The organism is Bacillus sp. TE9106W (assembly GCF_054062215.1).
The window spans coordinates 180,510-201,280 of sequence record NZ_JBSSFA010000008.1 but is presented as its reverse complement, the minus strand read 5'-3'; the positions used below and the strand labels follow the sequence as shown (position 1 = coordinate 201,280).

The following is a 20,771-nucleotide window of genomic DNA, read 5'->3' as shown; positions in this document are numbered from 1 at the left end:
TTTTATTGAATCTAGTTCCAGCGGCTAGAACAGTCGGTCATTTCGCGCCTTCCTACGAGGCAAAAAGCGCCTCTTTGTCAGGGAGCTCCAATGCCCTCCTGTTCTGGACGAGCCGCTTCCACTTTTTATTACTATTCTAACGCTGCTGCTCCACCAACGATTTCCGTAATTTCTTGCGTAATCGCTGCCTGACGCGCACGGTTGAATGAAAGTGTAAGTGAATCGATAACTTCCATTGCGTTGTCTGTAGCACTCTTCATTGCTGTCATACGCGCTGCGTGCTCACTTGCTTTACCGTCTAGTAATGCACCGTACACTAAGCTTTCTGCGTATTGTGGCAATAGTACTTTTAAAATTTCTTCTTCAGAAGGTTCAAATTCATAAGCTGTCGTCGGTTTATCAGACGCCACATCAGTAAGCGGTAAAATTTTATTTTCCGTTACTTCTTGTGAAATTTTGCTTACGTAATGGTTGTAGTAAATATACAGCTCATCATAAGCACCATCTGCGAACATCGCAATTGCTCGAGAAGCAAGGTCTTTAATATCAGTAAATGATGGGTGGTCAGATAATCCAACTACTTCATCAATGATGTTAAAGCCGCGACGTTTTAAATAATCACGTCCTAGTCGTCCAAGCACAATAATTGAATATTGGTTTGAATCCATATTATGACGTTCACGAATTACGTTACTTACTGTACGTAATACGTTACTGTTATAACCACCTGCTAGTCCGCGATCAGATGTAATAACGATGTATCCTGTACGCTTTACAGGGCGCGCATTTAGCATTGGATGATTAATTCCTTTACTTCCTTGCGCAATGCTCGCTACTACTTCTTGAATCTTTTCCATATACGGAACGAAAGATTTAGCATTTTGCTCTGCACGGTTTAACTTAGATGCAGATACCATCTCCATCGCTTTCGTAATTTGACTCGTTTTCTTTGTCGAGTTAATCTTCGCTTTTATATCGCGTAAAGATGCCACAGGTTTTCACCACCTTTTTTCCGGAAGTTGGCACGATTAGAAAGAATCCTCTTCCTAATCTACGTTGCAAGATATTCTTGCTCATGATTGAAGGAAAAGAATAGGTGCACCTACTCTTTTCCTTTACATAACCGTCAGCAATCTCAGAAATTGAGATGCCTTTATATATTATCTAGCTCCAGCGGCTTGAATGCTCGGTGGCTTCACTTCTTCCTACGAGGCAAAAACCGCCTCTTCGTCAGAAGCTCCATCCCCCTCACATTCAGGACGAGCCGCTTCCGCTTTTATTAATCTAGTTCCGCCTCCTAGCCCCTTTCGTCTAAGAACCTTCCCCACGAGAAGGCAAAAAGCACCTTCTGTGGGAAAGAACCTTAGCCGATGGGGCTGAACAGTCGGCTTCACTTTTTATTATTACTCAGAAGCTACGAATACTTTTTTAAATCCGTTAATTGCTGCTGCAAATTTGTCGTCATCCGCAAGTTTCTTAGTTGTGCGGATTTCTTCTAATAAGTCAGTCGCATTAGAATCTAACCAAGCATGGAATTCTTCTTCGAAACGAGTGATATCTACTACTGGGATATCATCTAGGAATCCACGTGTTAAAGCGTAAAGAATGATAACTTGTTTCTCTACACGTAACGGTTTGTGTAATCCTTGTTTTAATACCTCAACAGTACGAGCACCACGGTTTAGTTTCGCTTGAGTTGCTTTATCTAAGTCAGAACCGAACTGAGCGAACGCTTCTAACTCACGGTAAGATGCAAGGTCAAGACGAAGTGTACCTGATACTTTACTCATTGCTTTAATCTGAGCAGATCCACCTACACGAGATACAGAAGTACCCGCATCGATCGCTGGACGTACGCCAGAGAAGAATAGGTCAGATTGTAAGAAGATTTGTCCATCCGTAATCGAGATTACGTTTGTTGGGATGTAAGCTGATACGTCCCCTGCTTGTGTTTCGATGAAAGGTAGTGCCGTTAAAGAACCGCCGCCTTTTGCATCACTTAATTTTGCTGCACGCTCTAATAAGCGAGAATGTAAGTAGAATACATCCCCTGGATAAGCTTCACGACCTGGAGGACGACGTAATAGTAATGACAGCTCACGGTAAGCTGCTGCTTGTTTTGATAAGTCATCATATACTACTAATACGTGTTTACCATTGTACATGAACTCTTCACCCATTGTTACACCAGCGTAAGGAGCTAGGTATAATAATGGAGCTGGTTGAGAAGCAGATGCAGTTACAACGATTGTGTACTCTAATGCACCATGCTTACGTAGTGTTTCTACTACGTTACGTACAGTTGATTCTTTTTGTCCGATTGCTACGTAGATACAAATCATATCTTCATCTTTTTGGTTAATGATTGTATCAAGTGCAACTGCTGTTTTACCTGTTTGACGGTCACCGATGATTAACTCACGTTGACCACGGCCAATTGGTACAAGAGCATCGATCGCTTTAATACCTGTTTGAAGTGGCTCATGAACAGATTTACGATCCATTACACCTGGTGCTGGACTTTCGATTGGACGAGTGTTTGTTGTATTGATTGGGCCTAAACCATCAACTGGTTGACCTAATGGGTTTACAACACGACCAATTAGTTCTTTTCCTACTGGTACTTGCATGATGCGACCAGTACGACGAACTTCGTCGCCTTCACGGATTTCTGTGTAAGGTCCTAAAATGATAATACCTACGTTGTTTTCCTCTAAATTTTGTGCTAGCCCCATAACGCCGTTAGAGAACTCTACAAGTTCACCAGCCATAACGTTATCAAGACCATGAGCACGCGCGATACCGTCACCAACTTGGATAACTGTACCAACATCACTAACTTCGATTTCAGACTGATAGTTCTCGATTTGTTGCTTTATCAGTGCGCTAATTTCTTCAGCTCTGATGCTCATGTGCTTCACCCCTATCTATTCTTCATTAATTCACGCTGAATACGTGCTAATTTTCCTTGTAAACTTCCGTCGTAAATGCGATTTCCAATACGTACTTTAATACCGCCTAGTAAATCTTCATCTACAACATTTTTTACGCGAATTGCATCTTTTCCTGTTCTCTTTGCAAATGCTTCTGCAATGTTAAGCTTCTCTTCTTCTGATAGAAGACGAGTAGAGTATACTGTTGCGTCCGCTACGTTACGTTCTTCATTCGCAAGAACTACGTATTCATTTGCAATGTCAGATAAGATATCAATGCGTTTGTTATCAATTAAAATATATAACGTATTTAAAATAGATTCAGAAACAGATCCGAATACGTTTGCAAGAAACGTCTTCTTCTGCTCTTTTGAAATGTTCGGTTGTGTTAAAAAGCTATGTAGTTCTCCGTTCTTCTCATAAACGTTTTGTACAAGGCGTAATTCCTCTTCAAACATTTCTAATACGTGTTTTTCTTTTGCAATTTTAAAAAGAGCGACAGCATAACGTTTTGCTACAATCCCATTGCTCATCGCGCTTCTCCTACTTCTTTAATATAATCGCGAATTAACTTCACTTGATCTTCTTCTTTTAGTTCTTTTTCAATTACTTTAGAAGCAATTTGAACAGATAAAGAAGCAACTTGTTCTTGTAAAGCAGCAATTGCTTGCTCTTTTTCGCGTTGAATTTCTTGTACAGCAGATGCTTTAATTGATTCTGCTTCTTCTTTCGCAGCAGCAACAATAACATCCTTTTGATCTACAGCTTGCTTTTTCGCTCTTTCGATTAACTCTTGTGCTTCAACACGCGATTGTTTTAACATCTCACGTTGTTCTTCCACTAATTTCTTCGCCTCAGCATTATTTCTTTCTGCAGCGTCGATTTCATTAGCAACGTGCTCTTCACGTTCTTTCATAATTCCCATTAAAGGACCCCACGCAAATTTGCGTAGCATTACTAATAGAAGTAAGAAAATGAACAATGTGTAAGCAATCGTTCCAAATGGAATGGCAGCCCCTAATAATAAAGTTGGCACAAGGATTCACTCCCTTCAAAATATCTAAATTGATCATATGAAAAAAAAAGACATACGTTTCGTTCATAAAGCAATGGCGAAGAAAGTTCGGAAAAACACTCTTCGCCATCTATGTAAGGGGAGTCTCCCTTATTTGTTCATTACGATGAATGCAATAACTACACCGATGATTGGAAGTGCCTCAACTAAAGCAACCCCGATGAACATAATTGTTTGAAGTGCGCCTTTTAATTCTGGTTGACGAGCAACACCTTCGATTGTACGTGATACGATAAGACCGTTACCAATACCTGCACCTAATGCTGATAAACCAATTGCAATTGCAGCTGCGATTACACCTAAACTCATTTAATTTGTCCTCCTTTGTATTATAAAAAAATAAATTTTTTCTTACTTAAATTATATTAATGGTCATGGCTTACTTTATGAGCCATATAAACCATCGTTAACATAACGAAAATAAATGCTTGGATTGATCCAACGAATACACTGAATCCCATCCATGCTAACATCGGTACAAGTGCACCTAATGCTCCAAGGAATGTTGCTCCACCTAACTTAGCAAGTAATCCTAATAAGATCTCACCTGCATAAATGTTACCGAATAAACGAAGACCTAACGTTAATGTGTTAGCAAACTCCTCAATAACCTTTAATGGGAATAAGAATTTCATAGGTTGGAAATAACCTTTTACGTATTCTTTCGTACCCTTCATCTTAATTCCATAATAATGGGTGAGGGTAACTACCATCACGGCTAATGTTAATGTAACTGCTGGATCAGACGTTGGTGATCTCCACCATGCAATATGTTCGCCAGCCTCAACTGTTGAATACATGAATGGTAAACCAAGGAAGTTCGATACGATGATAAACATGATAAGCGTAACGCCAAGCGTTAAGAAACGTCCACCTGTTTTCCAGTCCATCGTACTATTGATAATCCCTTTCACGAAGTCAAACACCCATTCCATGAAGTTTTGCATTCCTGTTGGGCGAAGAGCTAAGCTGCGAGTTCCGATAACAGCGATTAAGAAAACAATAACTGCTGCTACAGTAACCATCATAACTGACGACAAATCGAACGTTAAACCTAGAAATTCAACTAATTTACCGTGTTCCACTAGTAATTCACCTCTCTTCCCTGCTCTTATACTCTAAATAAAGAAAATCTATGATCATGACAAGGTATCCTGTCAGCAATCCTACACCTAAGCCCCACATCGCAATTAACTCTTGATATTTGGCTGCAAATAAAATTAATAACCCAATCGTGGCGAATCTTGAATATGTACTTACCGCTGTCGCCTTAAACTTTACGTTTTCTCCATTTGTCACGCGATCCAGCAGCTTGTCTGTTCTACGTGCAATGATGCGCAAACTAAGAAAACTGAAAATCGTCCCGATAATCAGTCCAAGAAATACATCCTTGTAAGAGGTGAATCCCCATCCTAGCACTAGAAGCGCAAGCAAGTAGTACATATATTTCTTTTGTCTTTGGACAAGTCCATGTACGTCTATCATCATTGCTCTCCCGAATAGTAATGTCGAATGAGTCGAATCATTGCGTATACCCCTGTTCCTAATCCGAGTAATAACCCTATAATAAGAAACAATGGAAACGTTCCAACCTTATTATCAATCCACTGCCCACCAAAGATCCCAACAAGAATAGAACCGACTAACTGAGCAAGAATACCTGACATTAAAGCATAAGCTTTTATATGGCTGCGATCGTTTTTTTGCAAGGATTCATCCCTCCAATATGTAACCCTCATTCACGATGTGTTAATAATAACTCATTTTTTTGCATAAATCCTATACAAAATAAAAAGTTTACATTTTCGTCACGGAATAGATGTATTTTTGTCACTGAAAGCCCTACCATCTATCCCCGTTGTTAGCATACAATAGGGTATTAACAGTGTCAACGAGAAATCGTAAAAAATCAAAAAATTTGAGTATTAGTCATTTCCTCCCAAAAATGAAAACGTTCCCCTTCTAAATACTGGTTAGAGATATGCAATTTCTAACAGTTTTCCTTTTATAATAGAAGGAAATGTTCACAAGTTTGTCACCATTATATTTTTACGATATAACGCTTTCCTTCCATAATATAGTGCTCTTTAGACGTAAGACTTCTATATTATATGTGATGTGTATGCAACTTATGTTGTATATACTATGTATATTTATCCCCCTCCCCTACCTCATCAAGGTACAAAAAAACGAGAGGGGAATCCCCTCTCGTCAGTTGTCTTACTTCGTTCCGAATAAACGGTCACCAGCATCACCAAGACCTGGTACTACATATCCGTGGTCATTTAATTTCTCATCTAATGCTGCTACATAAATATCAACATCAGGATGTTCTTCTTGTACTACTTTTACTCCTTCTGGAGCTGCAACGATACACATTAATTTAATGTGTTTTGCACCGCGCTTTTTCAGAGAGTTAATTGCTTCAGCTGCAGAACCACCTGTTGCTAGCATCGGATCTAGTACGATAAAGTCACGCTCTTCTACATCCGTTGGAAGTTTCACATAGTATTCTACCGGTTGCAATGTTTTAGGATCGCGGTATAAACCAACGTGTCCTACTTTTGCTGCTGGAATTAATTTCAGAATTCCATCAACCATTCCTAAACCTGCACGTAAAATCGGAATTAAACCAAGTTTTTTACCAGCGATCACTTTTGTTGTCGCTTTGCTTACAGGCGTCTCAATTTCAATGTCTTTAAGTGGAAGATCGCGAGTAATTTCAAAAGCCATTAAGCTTGCTACTTCGTCCACTAATTCACGAAAATCTTTCGTACCTGTATTCTTGTCGCGAATATATGTAATCTTATGTTGAATTAACGGGTGATCAAATACATACAGTTTTCCCATGTGAATCTCTCCTTTAGATGATATTCATGCGTTTGCACGCTTTTTTACACTATTTACGATTGTAAAGAAAACGCTACTAATATTCAAGGGCAAATTTGGCAAAATCATGATTTCCGATGAATCTATCTAGTATCTTTACCAATTATGGGAGCTGTATCCTTCATTATATCGCCAAAATTTATTCATCATTTGTATACATACTTAAAGAGCAATATATGTCCACAAAAAAGACTGCCAAAACAATTACGTTTCAGCAGTCTACTTCAATTTATTATAGATCTGTGTACATTGGGAATTTGCTCGTTAACGCTTCTACACGCTTACGTGCTTCTTCTAATGCAGCTTCATTTTCATGATTTTTTAATGTGTAAGCAATAAGTGAAGCAATTTCATCCATGTCTTCTAAACCGAAACCGCGAGATGTTACAGCTGCTGTACCGATACGTACACCACTTGTTACAAATGGGCTTGCTGTTTCAAATGGAATTGTATTTTTGTTCACAGTAATACCAACTTCGTCTAATACGTGCTCTGCTACTTTACCTGTGATTTCTAAGTTACGAACATCAATTAAGATTAAGTGATTGTCTGTTCCACCAGAAACAAGTGTAAGTCCTTCTCTTTGAAGGCCTTCAGCTAAGCGGTTCGCATTGTTAATGATATTTTGTGCATATGTTTTGAAATCATCTTGAAGTGCCTCACCAAACGCAACAGCTTTTGCAGCGATTACGTGCATAAGTGGACCACCTTGAATACCAGGGAAGATGGATTTATCAATTTGTTTTGCAAATTGTTCTTCACATAAAATCATACCACCACGTGGGCCACGTAACGTTTTATGTGTTGTCGTTGTAACGAAATGTGCATGTGGTACTGGGTTTGGATGTAAACCAGCAGCTACTAAACCAGCGATATGTGCCATATCAACCATTAAGTATGCGCCCACTTCATCTGCAATCTCACGGAATCGTTTGAAATCGATAACACGAGGGTATGCACTTGCACCTGCAACGATTAATTTTGGTTTATGTTCTTTCGCTTTTGCTAATACATCATCGTAATTAATACGGTGAGATTCAGCATCCACGCCATATTCTACGAAATTATATTGTACTCCACTGAAGTTAACAGGGCTTCCGTGTGTTAAGTGACCACCATGAGATAAATTCATACCAAGTACTGTATCGCCTTGCTCTAAAATCGTGAAGTATACTGCCATGTTCGCTTGTGCACCAGAATGCGGTTGAACATTTACGTGCTCTGCGCCGAAAATTTCTTTTACGCGATCACGTGCGATATCTTCTACTACGTCTACGTGTTCACAACCACCATAGTAACGTTTCCCAGGATATCCTTCAGCATACTTATTCGTTAAAACAGAACCTTGCGCCTCCATTACCGCTTCACTTACGAAGTTTTCCGAAGCAATTAACTCAATCTTCGAACGCTGTCTTCCTAGTTCTGCCTCAATTGCAGCAAATACCTTTTCATCTTGACGTTTTAAATGATCCACCAAAATCCCCCTTTTCTGAACGAATTACATCGATTCCCAACAGTTTTTTCTTATTTATTCAGAAAAAACGAAAATTCAGGTTGTAATTCTTTCGAACCTTCATGTTTTCAACTACATTCTAACATGACTTTCTATATCATAAAAGAAAAAAAAGACCGAAAATCGGTCTTTTCTTTCTTCTATGATAAAGTCAGACAACATACCTTATTCGTAACTTTAACGGCAAATGATAGTCTCTTCCTTCGCCGCATAAACAGCACGTGCTCCACCAATTAGTTTTCCACGTGTTGTTGCCATCGTTACATGTGCACTTCCAATTTCCTTCACACCAGTACGAACCGGAACAGCTACATGCTTTAAATGCATACCGATAAATGTATCACCAATATCCATTCCCGCATCTGCTTTAATAAACTCAATTACTACCGGATCTTTCAAATTGTGATAAGCATATGTTGCTAATGCACCACCTGCTGATCTAACAGGCGTAACTGTTACAATTTCAAATTGATATTTCATCGCTAACTCTCTCTCAACTACTAAAGCACGATTTAAATGCTCACAACATTGAAACGCCAACTCAATACCTGTTTGATCTTGAAATTGTTTTAACTCAGAAAAAATCGCCTCTGCTACTTCCATCGTTCCTGATGTCCCAATTCTTTCTCCTAGCACTTCGCTCGTACTACACCCCACTACAAAAATTTGACCACTTTGTAATGAAGCTTGTTCTTGGAAATCAGAAAGCGAAATTTGTAGCTGTTCTCTTACCTTTACGATTTCTGTCATTACGCCTCTTCCTTTCACAGGTTGGTTCACCAAATTATATTTCCTACTGCTTCTAGTTAGAATCTATTACTTTGCTTCGTATGTTTTAATTTTTCCTACGCGGTTTTCGTGACGGCCACCTTCAAATTCAGTTGTTAACCAAATTTTTGCGATGTCACGTGCTAGACCAGCACCAATTACACGCTCGCCCATTGCTAACATGTTTGTATCATTATGCTCTCTTGTTGCTCTCGCACTAAAAGTATCATGAACTAACGCACAACGAATACCATTTACTTTGTTTGCAGCAATTGACATACCGATGCCTGTCCCACAAACTAAAATACCACGATCTACTTCGCCATTTGCTACCATTTCCGCTGCTGGAAACGCAAAATCAGGGTAATCAACAGAACCAGCTTCACATTCACAACCTAAATCAATATATTCAATATTTAACTCTTCTAATAAACTTACAAGTTCTTTACGGATATTCATACCGCCGTGATCAGATGCTATTACTACTTTCATTTTTACCCCTCCAAAGTTTCAATCCATTATCTTCATTTCTCACTCGCTCCTGTAATGGAACGAAGTGATCTCCAATATCGTATTATACACGAAACATCAACCTTCTGAATGTTTTTTCAGTAAAGTTTGTACAAGTTTTTCCATCTCTTCTAACGTTTCTTTATAAATAGAAAGCGATCCGCCAAATGGGTCTGAAATATCCTTACTTATCCCCTCAGTTACTCCATATAACGTATCTACTTTCTTTTCAACACCCGGATAATGCCCAAGTACAATTTGTCTATGGTTTTCCGTCATTGTTACTATAATATCTGCCCAATCAATCAAAGTTTCGTTTATCTGCTGTGCGGTATGATCGATTGCAATTCCCTTTTCAGCTAAAGCTTCCTTTGCATGTACCGATGCATCACTTCCAGGATAGGCAAAAACACCAGCGGATTGCACTTCAAACTTACCTTCCCCATGATGACGAAGTAACGCCTCGGCCATCGGGCTACGGCATGTATTTCCAGTGCAAACAAATAATACTCGTTTCATCTAAACCCACCCCTTTTCTCTATTTCCTACCTTTTATCATAGCGTACATTACAATAGAACAAAAGAAATGTGAATATACGAAAGGCGCATTTCTCTTATATTTTTTCTAAGAAAAATGCGCCTTATCCACATATATGTGAAACCCTATTTCCAAGTGCCCAAAGTATTTTACCATACATAAAGAACAGACTACAAAACAAAATAAGGAATCCATTTCATACGAAACGGACTCCCTTCATGTAATAATTATTTCATTGTAACTTTCATTACTTCTGTTGAACCTTTTGTAGCAGTTACACCTACAGTTGTCTTAATAGACTCAGCTGCATCTGTGTTTGTAATAACGATTGGAGTAATTGTGCTTTTCGCTTTTTCACGAATTAATTCTAAATCGAATGAGATTAATTTATCTCCAGCTTTTACAGCTTGTCCTTCAGAAACGTGAGCTTCGAAACCTTCACCTTCCATTTTTACAGTTTCTAATCCAACGTGGATTAAAATTTCTGTACCGTTTTTCGCTTTAATTCCAACCGCATGTTTCGTGTGGAATAATTGTACGATTTCACCATCAACTGGAGATACAACTACGCCTTCAGTAGGATCGATTGCAACACCGTCACCCATCATACGACCAGCGAATACTGGATCTGGTACTTCTTCAATATTTTTCACTGCTCCAGTTAATGGAGCTACAATTGTTTCTTCATTTGTTTTTGAACCAAGACCGAATAATTTTTTAAACATAGGATAGTCCTCCTTATAATTTACCTAAAAGTTTATAGGGCAATCTCTATTAAAGATCAGAATAAACGTAAGACTTCATACTTCGAATATTATACTGTAAAAACGCTTTCGAAATAAATTACGTCATTGCTACTAGACTCTTATTGTAGCGTCTCACAAAATTCCAGTCAATTCTGATTGTCTGAATAACAATAAGAAGTTAACTTCTACTTATATTTTCTCTTTTTTTACTCAACTTGTCTAGAGATCTTTACTACATTTTATTTTTTGTCGCTAATTTGTAAAATTAATTTCAAACTTTTTTCGAAATCCACTTGACTAAAGTAAGTAACTATTTTATTATTACTTACGTAAGGTAAGTTAATAACTTTTAGGAGGTTTTCAAAAATGATGGATTTCGGTCTTCTTATTATTCGTCTTATTATAGGTATTACATTCATGGGTCATGGTGCTCAAAAATTATTTGGTTGGTTCGGCGGTTATGGTTTAAAAGGAACAGGCGGCTGGATGGAATCAATCGGTTTACGCCCTGGTGTATTCATGGCATTTATGGCTGGTGCAACTGAATTATTAGGTGGTTTCTTATTCGCATCAGGTATTTTCACTGCAATTGGTTCATTATTTATCGTTGGAACAATGTTAATGGCAATCTTCACTGTTCATGGAAAAAATGGTTACTGGGTAACCCAAAACGGATATGAATACAACTTAATGTTAATCGCTGTTGCGATTGGTGTAGCTTTAATCGGGCCTGGTGCATACGTTTTACTATAATTTTTATCTTGAATCCAAGATTGTTTAGATGGAACTTACTTCATTATTATTGAAGTTCTTTTTATGTAATAAAAATATTATTTTCAGCAGGAGTTTTCCACTAACATCTTGTAAACAAACAATAAGTCGTCATATTTAGAAAGGGGATTTCAAGCATGTTATCCATTAATCCAAATGAACAAACAGAAAAAGAGAATTACAAATTACTTACAGGAAGTATTATTCCACGCCCTGTCGCATTCGTTACTTCTGTAACAAAAGACGGCATATTAAATGGAGCACCATATAGTTATTTCAATATTGTCACTGCTAATCCACCACTTATCTCAGTTTCTGTACAACGAAAAGCTGGAGAAAGAAAAGACACTTCTCGAAACGCAATTGAAAAAGGGGAATTTGTCGTACATATCTCTGATGAATCATATGTAGCGGCAATTAACGAAACAGCAGCAAATCTCCCGCCAAACGAAAGTGAAATTGAACTAGCAAAATTAACACCAATTGAAAGTGATGTCATCTCCGTTCCAGGTGTAAAAGAAGCAAACATTCGAATGGAATGCGTACTAGAACGCGCAATCCCCCTTGGCGGAACAGAAGACTCACCAGCTTGCGATCTACTAATTGGACGCGTCGTTCGTTTCCACGTCGCAGAACACCTATACGAAAATGGCCGCATTCATGCAGAAGGACTAAAACCAGTAAGCCGCCTAGCAGGACACAACTACGCAAAACTAGGAGAACAATTTGAATTAGTGAGGCCAATCTAAAAGCGGAAGCGGCTCGTTCAGAATCGCAGGACATTGGAGCCCTCGACCTTGAAGCGCTTTTTGCTTCGAGCGAGAGGGCGAAATGACCGGAGATTCTAGCCGCTGGAGCTGGATAATATCTAAAGGTGGAGGCGGCTCGTTCAGAATGGGAGGAGGATGGAGCTTCTGACGTAGAGGCGCTTTTTGCCTCGCAGGAAGACGCGAAGCCACCGACCATTCTAGCCGCTGAAGCTGGATAACATCTAAAAGCGGAAGGGGCCCGTTTAGCTCTGACCAGCTAAGGTTCTCTCGCACAAAAGGTGCTTTTTACCTTTAGTGCGGGAGGTTCTTAGATGCGAAGAGCTGGCCGCTGGAGCTGGATAACACCTAAAAGCGAAAACAGCTCGCTCAGAATAGAAGTAACAATAATATAAAAGGGTGTACCAAATTAATTTGGTACACCCTTTTCATAGAAGAAGAAAAATAATTTTTCAGTATTGGTCATCGACCGCTTTTACCATTATTGGTCATCGGTAAAAAGTAACAGTGTGATTGGTTATTGGATGATTGGTTGTCCCTTGGCCATCACAAAATCTCATTTTTACAAAAGTGGCCTTCTTCTATGCCTTGAAGCGGAGTCTCACCACTTCAAGGTTTAAAAGTATTTTTCACCATCAAAGTCTAATTCGATCGCGTAGTTTTTCGCATTAATTAAGTTGGACAATCTATTAGCTTGTCTCTCTAACTCTAAACCTTTTACGCGATATACTTCAGGATCAAACATTGCTACTTTTAAAAGCGATGATGTTTCACCGTAAGAATATACATGTTCTTCTTTCTTACTCACTCCAAACTCTTTACACTTTCGAGCTTTTGCGCGTAGTTGCGTTGCAAGTTCTATCGCTTCAACAATCGTTATATTCTCTCCGTTGAAATTAACTTCATTTCGGATATTTGCTTCATACATTAATTTATCTAAAAGACGAAAATCAGCGCGAACATCATCTAGTTCCTGTTCAACCTGTACCAATGTACGCGTCTGTTTTGGAAGTGTATCACCTTTTTCAATTTCAACAAATCCAATTTGATTCATCTCTTCTTCTAATTCATGTATTCTTTTCGATAAAACACTTTTCAATTTTACAGCTTCTGCTAAAGAAATGTTAGACATAGTATCCCCCTTATATCTCTTCCTTCTGCTCCTCCAAATTAGGCACTTTCTCTTTTTTTGGTTTCCCAAGCTTAATGACTAAGAAATATAGGGAAAGCAATGTAATGAGAAAAACAATTAAAAACGGGTATGGAGAATAAAAGGCACGCGCCGCCTCCGTTTTTCCCGCAACAAACTTCAATGACTCAATATCTAAAAACTCAGCAAACATTTGTACACCGAGCATACTAAACCAAAAAACAAAAAAACTAATAATAACACCAAAAACTTGCTTCAATCTCGTCATCCATCTCATCCTTTCTATATGTGTAATTTTTAGCGCAATCAGTATAGTACAAACAAAACTATGCACAGAAAGGAACTATCTTATCATTCACGAATTAATTTAATCCAACCTAAAATTGAAATTTGTAAAATAACACCCCAAATAATAAGCAGTCGTAACCATCTCGGAAAAAAAGTTACAAATCGAATATACCATTCCAATAACGTGTTCATAACGCCCTCCCCCTTAAAATTATATAGGAAAAAGGAGATATAATCCAAATCCAACCAAAATGATACCACCTACTATCTCACCATATGTACCGAGCATACCTTTCGCATGCCTACCAATGAGTAAACCAATCCACGCTAATAACATACTAACAAATCCAAAGAGTAATATCGTAATAATTGTCTGTGCCCCGTAAATACCAAGACTAAGCCCTACTGAAAAACTATCTATACTAACACCAAATGCAAATACGAATAAACTAATTCCAATAGGGGCTGTTCTAGTCTCTTCATTCTCTAAAATAGAGGAATACACAATATAAAATCCTAGTCCTATTAATAAAATAGCACCTGCAAAATGTGCAATGTCTCCATACTGCTCTGATAAAAAACGACCTAATACCATCCCAATAAATGGCATGATAATATGAAATATCCCTATCGTCACACCGATATACAGGATTTGTCTTATCTTTAAGGCCATCATTCCCATACCAAGACTCACCGAAAATGCATCCATCCCTAAGGCGAATGCCATAATTATTAAAGGTATTAGCTGCTCAAACGTCATTCATGTCCCTCCTCGGACGTGCTACTTCACAATATGCTTATCCGAGGAGAAATATTCTGTTTGCTAATCGTACCTTATCATTCAGTAATAATTTGATGTCCTGCCGCTTTTGTTAAGCGATTCATAATCGCGTTTCCTATCCCTTCATTCGGGAACGATTCACTAAAAATAACATCCACTTCACTTGCATCAAACGTTCTAAGTACATCATATAATTTAGTCGCAACGCTAGCTAAATCACTTCGAACACCACATGATAATACAACATCCGCATTATATATATGGTGATACTCTTCTGTCGTTAATACACCTACTTTGAATCCTTCTTCCTTCTTCTCATCCACAAGGCGCTGAATAAACTCACGTGATCCTTCAACGATACTGAGCGGCGCTTTCGGTGCATAATGTGTATATTTCATTCCAGGTGATTTCGGTTTTTCTTTCTCATCCTTTAAAGCTGGATCTAACGAAACCGTACCGATCACCGCTTCCAATTGTTCTTTCGTAATCCCACCTGGGCGTAAAATCGTTGGAACAGCGCTCGTACAATCAATTACAGTTGATTCAACACCTACTCCTGTTGCACCACCATCTACAATACCTGCGATCTTCTCATTTAAATCTTCATATACATGAGAAGCTAACGTCGGACTTGGACGACCAGAACGATTCGCACTCGGTGCTGCAACAGGTACATTTGCCTCTTCAATAAGAGCAAGCGCTACTGGATGATCAGGCATCCTCACTCCAACTGTATGAAGTCCTGCCGTCACCTTCTCTGAAATTCCTTCTTTTCTAGGCAAAATAATTGTTAACGGACCTGGCCAAAAATGCTCCATTAACTTCTCTGCAACTGGGGGAATTTCCTTCACAATCCCATCTAACTGCGATTTTGTCCCGATGTGGACAATAAGTGGATTATCACTCGGTCTTCCTTTCGCTTCAAAAATTTTCGCAATCGCTTCATCATTCATCGCGTTTGCACCTAGTCCATATACCGTTTCTGTCGGGAAGGCAATCGCCTCATTTTCCCTTAATAATTTTGCTGCTTCTTGTAACTGTGGATAATATTTTTTTCTTTCCACAACATTATCCACAATCCACATATTTGTATGCATTTTTTCCCACGTCCTTTTCTACCCTGAAATACTTGTCTATTTTTAGTTTACTATGAGATTTATCCAAAAGACAAACAAGGTTTATCCACAAAATGTGGATAAACCTAATTAATCCGTGGATAACTTTGTGAATAGCTGACAATTTAGTATTATTGCATTTGGCTCTTTTATATTTTTACAAAAGTGTTCTAACTGTCGAATTCCCTCTGGTACGTTTTCTTTCTCTATAGTGACAAAGTCAAAAAACTGAAAGATTGTTATAGATTGTGGATGATTTGTTAGTAAGTACAATTGTCGAATATTTTTTTCTTTCATATACTGCAAAAACATTTCAAAAAAATATAAGAAAGTCTGTTTATCCACATTAGGTGTGAATAAACAAGAACGAATAAGTGCGTTTTCTTCACTTTGTTCATATCCAATGACTGCCCTTATTTCTTCCGCCTCTTCCAAAATCATAAATTGCGCGTACAACTCATTTATTTTATCATCTTTTTTATTAGCTTGTCCGAAAAAAGAATGCAATCTTTCCACATCTGCTTTCGTCGCAAAATATACCTTCTTCATAGTAAATCCCTCCTCTTTTTTATATATGAGAAGGGATTTACTAATAGTACTATTTAGAGAATAAAGATGTAAAAGCTTCTACAATAAATAACTTAACTTCTGGCTCTTCTTCTTCCTCTTCTACTTTTACATACTCATTTTGTTTTTCTTGTTTTTGCTCCACAGGTTTCTCCACTTTTTCCACAGTTTTTGTTTCCTCTTTACTTGCAGGTTGTTCTTCTACTTTCTTTTCAGAATCTGTTACTTTTTTTACAACTTCCTGCTTTACAACTTTCTTTTCTTTCACCTCATCCTCCTTTTTCTCTTCTGTATCTACTACCTCTTCATCATCTATTTGTTTTACTTGCTCCTCTTCTGGAGATTCAGCCTTCACAACATGTTCTTCTTTCCTTACAGCTGTACCACTTGAAAAATCTAAGAAACACATCGGTGGAAATAGTACACACCACCAGTTTGCCCCTTCACCTTCCCCAATTGTAATTAAAACAGCTTCATATTCCCCTGCGGGATAAATAAAATTCCCATATACCTTTGTAGGAAACTTTACATTTTTACTGAATTTCACTTGGAATGAATCTTTGCTTCCTTCTTTTTTCAACGTATTTGCCACTGTTTTTTCGATTTCTGGAATATGATTTTGAATGACTTTGCGTGCTTCTTCAAATGAAGTTAAATCAGCTACCCATCCATCAATTTGTGCTTTTACTTCATCACGCACTTTGCGCTTTAACGCCTGGTCTTTATCTGAATCACTATTTGCTAAAATCCGTAATCGAACGGCCTCTTTCGGAATAACTGAAGGCCCTTTCGCATCAGCTTTCATATATCCAAACTGCACAAGTAACTGTGCACCAATTAATAATAGAAGAAGATAAGCAATAACTTGTTTTTTCATTTCCTCCACCGTCCCTTCTACAAACAGTGTGGACAGACTTTCATCTTTCTAAACTATTAAATTCAAAATCTATATGAATTTTTCCACAAAAAAATAGAGTAAGGTGTAAACCTTACTCCATTTCTGCAAATACCATACGATCTTTTCCATTAATATCAAAAACAACCTCAACATGAGCATGTGGGAAAGCTTGTTGTAACAGCCCTTTCACGTCCTCACCTTGTCCTACTCCAATTTCAAATGCTACAATTGCTTTCTTCTGCAACACATTCGGCAACTCTTCCATAAAGCGGCGATAAAAATCTAATCCGTCTTCACCACCAACAAGCGCTCTCTTTGGCTCATGCTCTTTCACCACAGGAGAAAGACCACGCCAATCTTCTTCCGGTATATATGGAGGATTTGAAACAACAACATCTAACTTTTGACCCGTTTCATAAAATGGTGATAATAAATCACCATGATAGAATGTTACTTCTGCGCCCAAAGTTTTCGCATTTTCTTTTGCAACTTCAATTGACTCCTGTGCAATATCTACCGTATATACATGAAGATTTTTATTCTCTAAAGCAAGCGTAATCGAAATCGCCCCGCTACCTGTACCAATATCCGCTACATGTAGTTTCTCATCATCAAAATGGCGCTCGATTCTTTCTAACACTCCCACTATAAGCTCTTCTGTTTCCGGTCTTGGTATTAATACTTCTTCATTCACAATGAACGATCTTCCATAAAACATTTCATGACCAATCATATATTGAATCGGAATACCTTCTACATGCTTGTGGATAAACTCTGTAAAACTTGTTTCTTGTTCTGCAGTTATTTCTTCACGCATGTTCATCAATAATCCTGTTCTATTCGTCTTTAATACATGACAAAGGACAATTTCTCCCGCATTTTCATCTCGTCCATTCTCCTGTAAAAAAGAAGAAGCCCATTTCAGGGCTTCATAGACACGCATTACTCAGCTGCCTCCATCCTTTGAGCCTGATCTTCCATCACTAAGGCATTAATGAAATCATCTAACTTACCTTGTAAGATTTGATCTAGCTTTTGAATCGTTAAACCGATTCGATGGTCTGTAACACGGTTTTGCGGGAAGTTATACGTACGAATACGCTCTGAACGATCACCCGTACCAACAGCTTGTTTACGGTTTTGATCATACTCAGCTTGTGCTTCTTGTCTAAACTTATCATAAACACGTGCGCGTAATACTTTCATCGCTTTTTCTTTATTCTTAATTTGTGATTTCTCATCCTGACACGATACAACTACACCAGTCGGTAAATGCGTTAAACGTACCGCTGACATCGTTGTATTAACGCTCTGTCCACCAGGTCCACTAGAAGCGAATGTATCAACACGAACATCTTTCTCATGAATATCAATTTCTACTTCTTCTGCCTCTGGTAATACAGCTACAGTTGCTGTAGATGTATGGATACGTCCACCAGATTCCGTTTCAGGAACACGTTGTACACGGTGAGCGCCATTCTCAAATTTCAGCTTCGCGAAAGCACCTTTACCGTTAATCATAAAGATAATCTCTTTATATCCACCTAACTCTGTATAGCTAGCCTCGATAATCTCCGTTTTCCAACCTTGTACCTCAGCGTAACGGCTATACATACGGTATAAGTCACCAGCAAATAAAGCGGCCTCGTCACCACCAGCAGCTCCACGGACCTCAACGATAACGTTCTTATCATCGTTAGGGTCTTTTGGTACAAGTAAAATTTTCAGACGCTCTGATAATGTTTTTTCTTGTGATTCTAACTCAGAAACCTCTTCTTTTACCATCTCACGCATGTCTGCGTCTAACTTATCTTCTAACATTGCTTTCGCATCTTTTAATTGCTCACGAACATCCTTATACTCACGATACACCTCTACCGTTTCCTGTATATCAGACTGTTCCTTTGAATATTCACGAAGCTTATTTGAATCACTAATAATTGCTGGGTCGCTTAGCAATTCATTTAACTTCTCATAACGATTTTCTACAGCTTGCAAACGATCTAACACATCATTCACCTCTACATCCTAGTATCTAATACAAATAGTATATGGTACTTACTCAAAAAAACGCAAATTATATTTAAAAGTGGTGGTGGCTCATACCACTCACACTCTCTATTCTGAAAAAAACCCGCCTTGCACAGCGAGTTTTACTTATCTTTGTTTGTAGGAACTGCATGACAATGACGACAGCGTGGTTCATACGATTCTGAAGCCCCAACTAAAATAATCGGATCATCAAATGCCGCTGGTTCTCCATCAATTAATCGTTGTGTACGACTTGCTGGAGATCCACATGCAGAACATACTGCTTGTAGTTTTGTTACATGTTCAGCAATCGCCATCAGCTGAGGAACTTGTCCAAATGGTAGACCACGGAAATCTTGGTCTAAACCAGCTACAATGACACGATAGCCACGATTTGCCAATACTTGCACCACTTCCACAATGTCCCCATCAAAGAATTGCACTTCATCAATTGCAATTACATCCATTTCTTCAGTGATATGTTCAAATATATCTTTTGAAGCTGAAACAGGAACTGCTTTTACCTTTAATCCGTTATGTGATACAACGTCTTCTTCACTATAGCGATTATCAATACATGGTTTAAATACAATTGCATGTTGTTTCGCAAATTGCGTACGACGCACACGGCGGATAAGCTCTTCTGATTTACCAGAAAACATACTACCGCAAATCACTTCAATCCAACCGTTCTGATTTATTAAGTACATGAAGCTCTCCTTTCATCTACTTTTTCGTTAAAAGTAGGGTAAAGGTATAATATTTTCGCAAAAAAAACAGACAAGCGAATAGATACACTTGCCTGTTTTATGTTTTTATTACTTAAGACCGTATTTCTTATTGAAGCGGTCAACGCGTCCGTCTGCAGTAGCAAACTTCTGACGTCCAGTGTAGAATGGGTGAGAATCAGAACTGATCTCAACTTTTAGTAATGGATAAGTGTTACCATCTTCCCACTCAACAGTTTCGTTAGATCCTTTAGTAGATCCGCTTAAGAATTTGAAGCCTGTGTTTGTGTCCATGAATACAACTTTCTTGTAATCTGGGTGAATTCCTGCTTTCATTCTTTTCATCTCCTTCCGCCCTGAATCATTTTCGAAACAGAGTTTTTCATCTTCAGCTGCATACACAACTATATTGATGAAACACATATGATGAAATTATAACAAGGCTAACTTCATTTTGCAACTACCTGTTTTTGTCTTTTGAAATTTAAAGTGGAGGGGGCTCGCTCAGCTCTGACCAGCTAAGGTTCTTTCGCCCTAAAGGTGCTTTTTACCTTTCGGGCGGAAGGTTCTTAGATGCGAAGAGCTAGCCACCGGAACTGGATATCATTTAAAAGCGCAAGCGGCTCGTTCAGAATGGGAGGGGGATGGAGCTTCTGACGTAGAGGCGCTTTTTGCCTCGTAGGAAGACGCGAAGCCACCGACC

The 20,771-nt window shown here is 38.5% G+C and carries 29 protein-coding genes; 2 read left to right on the top strand and 27 right to left on the bottom strand.

Going from position 1 to position 20,771, the window contains the following annotated elements; genetic code table 11:
- Positions 1–131: 131 nt before the first annotated feature.
- The 16 genes from atpG to ACVWY7_RS16620 all read right to left on the bottom strand — a co-directional run bounded on the left by atpG (position 132) and on the right by ACVWY7_RS16620 (position 10,951).
- Positions 132–992, bottom strand: coding sequence for a F0F1 ATP synthase subunit gamma (gene atpG, locus ACVWY7_RS16695; protein ID WP_000157696.1), 861 nt, complete (start codon positions 990–992; stop codon positions 132–134).
- A gap of 213 nt (positions 993–1,205) precedes the next feature.
- Positions 1,206–1,328 (bottom strand): hypothetical protein, encoded by a 123-nt coding sequence (locus ACVWY7_RS16690; RefSeq protein WP_000521149.1) that lies wholly within the window; start codon positions 1,326–1,328, stop codon positions 1,206–1,208.
- 75 nt (positions 1,329–1,403) lie between these two features.
- Positions 1,404–2,912, bottom strand: coding sequence for a F0F1 ATP synthase subunit alpha (gene atpA, locus ACVWY7_RS16685; protein WP_000027518.1), 1,509 nt, complete (start codon positions 2,910–2,912; stop codon positions 1,404–1,406).
- Between the two features lie 11 nt (positions 2,913–2,923).
- The gene (atpH, locus tag ACVWY7_RS16680; protein ID WP_000064678.1) at positions 2,924–3,466 is read right to left on the bottom strand and encodes a F0F1 ATP synthase subunit delta; all 543 of its coding nucleotides are present in this window, start codon (positions 3,464–3,466) and stop codon (positions 2,924–2,926) included.
- Positions 3,463–3,969, bottom strand: coding sequence for a F0F1 ATP synthase subunit B (gene atpF / locus ACVWY7_RS16675; RefSeq protein WP_001142616.1), 507 nt, complete (start codon positions 3,967–3,969; stop codon positions 3,463–3,465). The genes atpH and atpF overlap by 4 nt, the downstream gene beginning before the upstream one ends.
- A gap of 129 nt (positions 3,970–4,098) precedes the next feature.
- Positions 4,099–4,317, bottom strand: coding sequence for a F0F1 ATP synthase subunit C (gene atpE / locus ACVWY7_RS16670; RefSeq protein ID WP_000052064.1), 219 nt, complete (start codon positions 4,315–4,317; stop codon positions 4,099–4,101).
- Positions 4,318–4,373: 56 nt separating this feature from the next.
- A complete protein-coding gene (gene atpB / locus ACVWY7_RS16665; protein ID WP_000399877.1) occupies positions 4,374–5,093 on the bottom strand; it encodes a F0F1 ATP synthase subunit A in 720 nt (239 codons plus the stop codon).
- A 7-nt stretch (positions 5,094–5,100) separates the two neighbouring features.
- Complete coding sequence (locus ACVWY7_RS16660; RefSeq protein ID WP_000567600.1) at positions 5,101–5,493, bottom strand: ATP synthase subunit I; 393 nt, start codon at positions 5,491–5,493, stop codon at positions 5,101–5,103.
- Positions 5,493–5,717: an AtpZ/AtpI family protein gene (locus ACVWY7_RS16655; protein WP_001171223.1), complete on the bottom strand. Its 225-nt coding sequence runs from the start codon at positions 5,715–5,717 to the stop codon at positions 5,493–5,495. The genes ACVWY7_RS16660 and ACVWY7_RS16655 overlap by 1 nt, the downstream gene beginning before the upstream one ends.
- Before the next feature lie 26 nt (positions 5,718–5,743).
- A complete protein-coding gene (locus ACVWY7_RS16650; RefSeq protein ID WP_000232961.1) occupies positions 5,744–5,857 on the bottom strand; it encodes a DUF4024 domain-containing protein in 114 nt (37 codons plus the stop codon).
- Between the two features lie 371 nt (positions 5,858–6,228).
- Entirely contained in the window at positions 6,229–6,858 is a 630-nt protein-coding gene (upp, locus tag ACVWY7_RS16645; RefSeq protein WP_000517538.1) for a uracil phosphoribosyltransferase, read from the bottom strand.
- Positions 6,859–7,129: 271 nt separating this feature from the next.
- Complete coding sequence (gene glyA, locus ACVWY7_RS16640; RefSeq protein ID WP_000349819.1) at positions 7,130–8,371, bottom strand: serine hydroxymethyltransferase; 1,242 nt, start codon at positions 8,369–8,371, stop codon at positions 7,130–7,132.
- Positions 8,372–8,587: 216 nt separating this feature from the next.
- Positions 8,588–9,160: a TIGR01440 family protein gene (locus ACVWY7_RS16635; RefSeq protein ID WP_000136358.1), complete on the bottom strand. Its 573-nt coding sequence runs from the start codon at positions 9,158–9,160 to the stop codon at positions 8,588–8,590.
- A 66-nt stretch (positions 9,161–9,226) separates the two neighbouring features.
- The gene (gene rpiB, locus ACVWY7_RS16630; protein WP_000869544.1) at positions 9,227–9,670 is read right to left on the bottom strand and encodes a ribose 5-phosphate isomerase B; all 444 of its coding nucleotides are present in this window, start codon (positions 9,668–9,670) and stop codon (positions 9,227–9,229) included.
- A 96-nt stretch (positions 9,671–9,766) separates the two neighbouring features.
- Positions 9,767–10,207: a low molecular weight protein arginine phosphatase gene (locus ACVWY7_RS16625; RefSeq protein WP_000832355.1), complete on the bottom strand. Its 441-nt coding sequence runs from the start codon at positions 10,205–10,207 to the stop codon at positions 9,767–9,769.
- A gap of 246 nt (positions 10,208–10,453) precedes the next feature.
- Positions 10,454–10,951 (bottom strand): PTS sugar transporter subunit IIA, encoded by a 498-nt coding sequence (locus ACVWY7_RS16620; protein WP_000473667.1) that lies wholly within the window; start codon positions 10,949–10,951, stop codon positions 10,454–10,456.
- Positions 10,952–11,338: 387 nt separating this feature from the next.
- Here ACVWY7_RS16620 and ACVWY7_RS16615 point away from each other — a divergent pair, with 387 nt between their 5' ends.
- A complete protein-coding gene (locus ACVWY7_RS16615) occupies positions 11,339–11,725 on the top strand; it encodes a DoxX family protein (RefSeq protein WP_000968618.1) in 387 nt (128 codons plus the stop codon).
- A 155-nt stretch (positions 11,726–11,880) separates the two neighbouring features.
- Positions 11,881–12,492, top strand: coding sequence for a flavin reductase family protein (locus ACVWY7_RS16610; RefSeq protein ID WP_073524464.1), 612 nt, complete (start codon positions 11,881–11,883; stop codon positions 12,490–12,492).
- Between the two features lie 634 nt (positions 12,493–13,126).
- On the opposite strand, the gene ACVWY7_RS16605 is transcribed toward ACVWY7_RS16610, so the two are convergent.
- From ACVWY7_RS16605 to ACVWY7_RS16555, 11 genes are all read right to left on the bottom strand, one after another.
- Positions 13,127–13,642, bottom strand: coding sequence for a hypothetical protein (locus ACVWY7_RS16605; protein WP_000065588.1), 516 nt, complete (start codon positions 13,640–13,642; stop codon positions 13,127–13,129).
- A 10-nt stretch (positions 13,643–13,652) separates the two neighbouring features.
- Positions 13,653–13,928 (bottom strand): DUF3935 domain-containing protein, encoded by a 276-nt coding sequence (locus ACVWY7_RS16600; protein ID WP_000197489.1) that lies wholly within the window; start codon positions 13,926–13,928, stop codon positions 13,653–13,655.
- Between the two features lie 83 nt (positions 13,929–14,011).
- A complete protein-coding gene (locus ACVWY7_RS16595) occupies positions 14,012–14,140 on the bottom strand; it encodes a hypothetical protein (RefSeq protein ID WP_001094280.1) in 129 nt (42 codons plus the stop codon).
- A gap of 19 nt (positions 14,141–14,159) precedes the next feature.
- The gene (locus ACVWY7_RS16590; RefSeq protein ID WP_000142467.1) at positions 14,160–14,708 is read right to left on the bottom strand and encodes a manganese efflux pump MntP; all 549 of its coding nucleotides are present in this window, start codon (positions 14,706–14,708) and stop codon (positions 14,160–14,162) included.
- A 77-nt stretch (positions 14,709–14,785) separates the two neighbouring features.
- Positions 14,786–15,826, bottom strand: coding sequence for an L-threonylcarbamoyladenylate synthase (locus ACVWY7_RS16585; protein WP_000557326.1), 1,041 nt, complete (start codon positions 15,824–15,826; stop codon positions 14,786–14,788).
- A gap of 108 nt (positions 15,827–15,934) precedes the next feature.
- Positions 15,935–16,393 (bottom strand): GNAT family N-acetyltransferase, encoded by a 459-nt coding sequence (locus tag ACVWY7_RS16580; protein WP_000758435.1) that lies wholly within the window; start codon positions 16,391–16,393, stop codon positions 15,935–15,937.
- Between the two features lie 49 nt (positions 16,394–16,442).
- Positions 16,443–17,288, bottom strand: a complete 846-nt coding sequence (spoIIR, locus tag ACVWY7_RS16575) for a stage II sporulation protein R (protein ID WP_105989415.1) — start codon at positions 17,286–17,288, stop codon at positions 16,443–16,445.
- Positions 17,289–17,400: 112 nt separating this feature from the next.
- Complete coding sequence (prmC, locus tag ACVWY7_RS16570; RefSeq protein WP_001267041.1) at positions 17,401–18,252, bottom strand: peptide chain release factor N(5)-glutamine methyltransferase; 852 nt, start codon at positions 18,250–18,252, stop codon at positions 17,401–17,403.
- Positions 18,252–19,319: a peptide chain release factor 1 gene (prfA, locus tag ACVWY7_RS16565; protein ID WP_000887063.1), complete on the bottom strand. Its 1,068-nt coding sequence runs from the start codon at positions 19,317–19,319 to the stop codon at positions 18,252–18,254. The genes prmC and prfA overlap by 1 nt, the downstream gene beginning before the upstream one ends.
- A 143-nt stretch (positions 19,320–19,462) precedes the next feature.
- On the bottom strand, positions 19,463–20,050 hold the full coding sequence (locus tag ACVWY7_RS16560; RefSeq protein ID WP_000280862.1) for a thymidine kinase: 588 nt from the start codon (positions 20,048–20,050) through the stop codon (positions 19,463–19,465).
- A 108-nt stretch (positions 20,051–20,158) separates the two neighbouring features.
- A complete protein-coding gene (locus tag ACVWY7_RS16555) occupies positions 20,159–20,404 on the bottom strand; it encodes a type B 50S ribosomal protein L31 (RefSeq protein WP_000643433.1) in 246 nt (81 codons plus the stop codon).
- Between the last annotated feature and the right edge of the window lie 367 nt (positions 20,405–20,771).